Origin of the sequence: Leptolyngbya sp. BC1307, assembly GCF_002286735.1 — a bacterium.
Lineage (GTDB): Bacteria > Cyanobacteriota > Cyanobacteriia > Phormidesmidales > Phormidesmidaceae > Phormidesmis.
Genome location: NZ_NRTA01000108.1, coordinates 1 through 2,834, shown reverse-complemented (window position 1 = coordinate 2,834; position 2,834 = coordinate 1). Strand labels below are relative to the sequence as shown.

3 protein-coding genes are annotated in these 2,834 nt (G+C 53.1%); 1 reads left to right on the top strand and 2 read right to left on the bottom strand.

Translation table 11 applies throughout. The annotated features are described in order from the left end of the window. Nucleotides 1-252: helix-turn-helix domain-containing protein (locus tag CKL79_RS22100; protein ID WP_170944003.1), on the bottom strand; the 252-nt coding region annotated here is incomplete at its 3' end. A gap of 45 nt (nt 253-297) precedes the next feature. On the opposite strand from CKL79_RS22100, the gene CKL79_RS22095 reads away from it, so the two are divergent. Next, the gene (locus CKL79_RS22095) at nt 298-1,887 is read left to right on the top strand and encodes a phosphatidylglycerol lysyltransferase domain-containing protein (RefSeq protein ID WP_205879186.1); all 1,590 of its coding nucleotides are present in this window, start codon (nt 298-300) and stop codon (nt 1,885-1,887) included. Nucleotides 1,888-1,913: 26 nt separating this feature from the next. Here CKL79_RS22095 and CKL79_RS22090 read toward each other — a convergent pair whose 3' ends face one another. Then, entirely contained in the window at nt 1,914-2,720 is an 807-nt protein-coding gene (locus CKL79_RS22090; RefSeq protein WP_121971670.1) for an alpha/beta hydrolase, read from the bottom strand. Nucleotides 2,721-2,834: the final 114 nt, after the last annotated feature.

The window sequence follows — 2,834 nt, the reverse complement described above, 5'->3', positions numbered from 1 at the left end:
GCGTTTTAGCCCATTCAGCGTCGCCTCAAAGCCATGTTCTCCCAACCGGCGGCGGATATTTTCCACTGTTTGGGGCCGACAGTTGAAGGCTTCGGCGATCAACTGGTCTGTCCAGTTCGGCCCTTCGGCATCTGCCTTTAGCAAAATCTGCGCACGACGAACCTTTTGGCTGCTACCGTTCAACCGTTTGATGACTTCGTGCAGTTCACTCTTCTCTGATTCACTCAATCGGACGATGTATCGTTTTTGCATAAAGCCCTCGTTCGCTTTATCCCAATCTCCCCCATTACAACACTCTTGACAACCCTCATTCTTAAACTTGACGCTGCACTAGTCTGGTTAGATCAGTTCTTACCCTTTGAGCTAAGAGCGGGCGGACGCCTATTTTCAGCGGCTACTGGGTTTATGTTTTTGACGCTGGCGAGCAATTTGTTGCGGCGCAAACGGTTGGCCTGGCTGCTGGTGGTGGGGCTGCTGGTGGTTTCTATTATCAGTCACTTGCTGAAGGGGCTAGACATTGAAGAAGCGGTGCTATCGGGCGTTTTGCTAGGTCAGCTACTGCTGATGAGAAGTGTCTTTACGGCTCAGAGCGATCGCCCCTCTATTGGTCAGGGCACTCGCGTGCTGATCGGCTCACTGCTCTTTACGCTGGCCTACGGTACGGCGGGCTTTTTCTTTTTAGACCGCGAATACGCCCAAACGTTTAGCCTAGGGGAAGCGCTGGGGCAGACGCTAGCGCTCTTTTTCACTGGAAATGCGGATCTACAGCCTACGACTCGCCTGGGCCGATTTTTTGTTAATTCTGTCTATATCATTGGCGCGGTGACACTGTTTTACGCGCTATGGTTGTTGCTGCGTCCAGTTCTATTTCGCAGTTCTGCGGCGACTGCCGAACGCCAACAGGCCAAGACAATGGTTGAGCAGTATGGCCGCTCTTCTCTGGCCCGATTTGCGCTGCTCAGTGATAAGTCTTACTACTTCAGCCCGTCGGGGCAAAGCGTGGTGGCTTATGTGCCTAAAGGCAGAGGGGCGATCGCACTGGGTGACCCGATTGGCCCTGCTACAGATCGAAAAGAAGCGATCGCTGGCTTTCAACAGTTCTGCGCCCATAATGACTGGTACCCCAGCTTTTATCAGACGCTGCCGGACGATCTTGATCTGTACAAGGCTCAGGGTTTCCAAATCGCTAAAATTGGAGAAGAGGCAGTCGTAGACCTACATCAATTTACGCTAGAAGGTAAAGCGGGTCGTAAGCTCCGCGCCCCGGTGAATAAGCTGGCTAAGCAGGGCGGCAACGTTCAGTTTTATCAGCCGCCAATAGCCGCTGACTTGCTCAAAACGCTGCGCACTATTAGTGATGAATGGCTAAGCCACGTAAACGGCTCAGAAAAACAGTTTTCGCTCGGCTGGTTTGACAATGAGTATATTGGCGATTGCGAAGTCGCGACGGTAGAAACAGCAGCCGGTGAGGTGGTTGCCTTTGCCAATATTGTCTCTGAATATCAGGTTAACGATATTACCATTGACCTAATGCGCCACAAAGCTGATGTCGATAGAGGAACGATGGATGTGCTGTTTGTCTCTATGTTTCAACACTTCAAAGCCGCAGGCTACGACGGATTTAATCTGGGCCTGTCGGCGCTCTCTGGCGTAGGCACCCGCCCAGATGCCCCTCGCTTAGAAAAAGGACTGCACTATCTCTCTGAACATCTGGAGCGGTTCTACAGCTTTCAGGGTCTGCATGAGTATAAAGATAAATTCCATCCGCGCTGGGAGCCCCGGTATCTGGTTTATCCAAACCTGGTGGCGCTGCCGGCGGTGGTGGCGGCGCTGATTCGGGCGGATTCGGGCGATCGCCTGCTGGACTACTTTAAGCCGGGGGATTAGCGCCCGAGCAATTAGAGCCCGAGAGATTAGCGCTTTCTCAGGAAGGTCGCGATCGCCTCATTCACAATCTCAGGATATTCAGCGATTAGCAAATGTCCGGCCTCGGGCAGATGCAGATGTTCTCCTTTAGCAAACACCGCTGCTAAATTCTCTCCCATCTCCCAGCTAAACATAGAGTCTTGACCGCCGCTGATCACCAGTACTGGAATGTTTAACCGCTGACGGCGACGACGGTTAAAGAAGTTGTAGCCCCAAAAAATCTTCAGCGCTTCGTAGGGGGCAGCTCCTATAGGAACCGGACTCTCGTCGAGAAATCGGGCAATCGTCGGATGGTCGTGCTGGGTAGAAACTGTTTTGGTCGCGCTCTGTAGCCAGGGCCAGCGATAGAGATGACGGCCACCCCACTCCAGGGCTTTCATCAGCGGGATTTCCCACCAGGGGGCGAGGTCATGCGTGCCGCCTGCGATCAGCACCAGCCCTTTAACCGGATGTCGCTGTGCCCACTCTAAGCCAATCGGAACGCCATAGCTGTGACAGCAGAGGATGGGCGCTGTGATCTGAAAGTGCCTGAGCAGTCGATCTAGATCCCGCCGGTGGCGATCAATGGAGTAGCGGCTGTAAGCAGAAGATCCACCGTGCCCAGCGAGATCGTAGGTGAGCGCTTCCCAACCCTGCTGCTGGGCAAATTCGTACTGAGCCCGCCAGTTGTAGCGATTGCCCAAGCCACCGTGTAAGAAAACCAGCGCGGGAGATTGCCCTTGGGTGTGCGAGACTGCTAGCTGAACGTCTCGCCTGACCTGCACGGTTTGACCGGTGAGCGGTTCTTCTGTCATACAGTTACACCTGCCGATATACTCTAGACGCTTGATATATGGACATTCTTGAAGGATTGAAAGTTTAAGGATAACAATGTTTTCAAAGCCTTTTTGTGAGTAGTATCAGCCTGT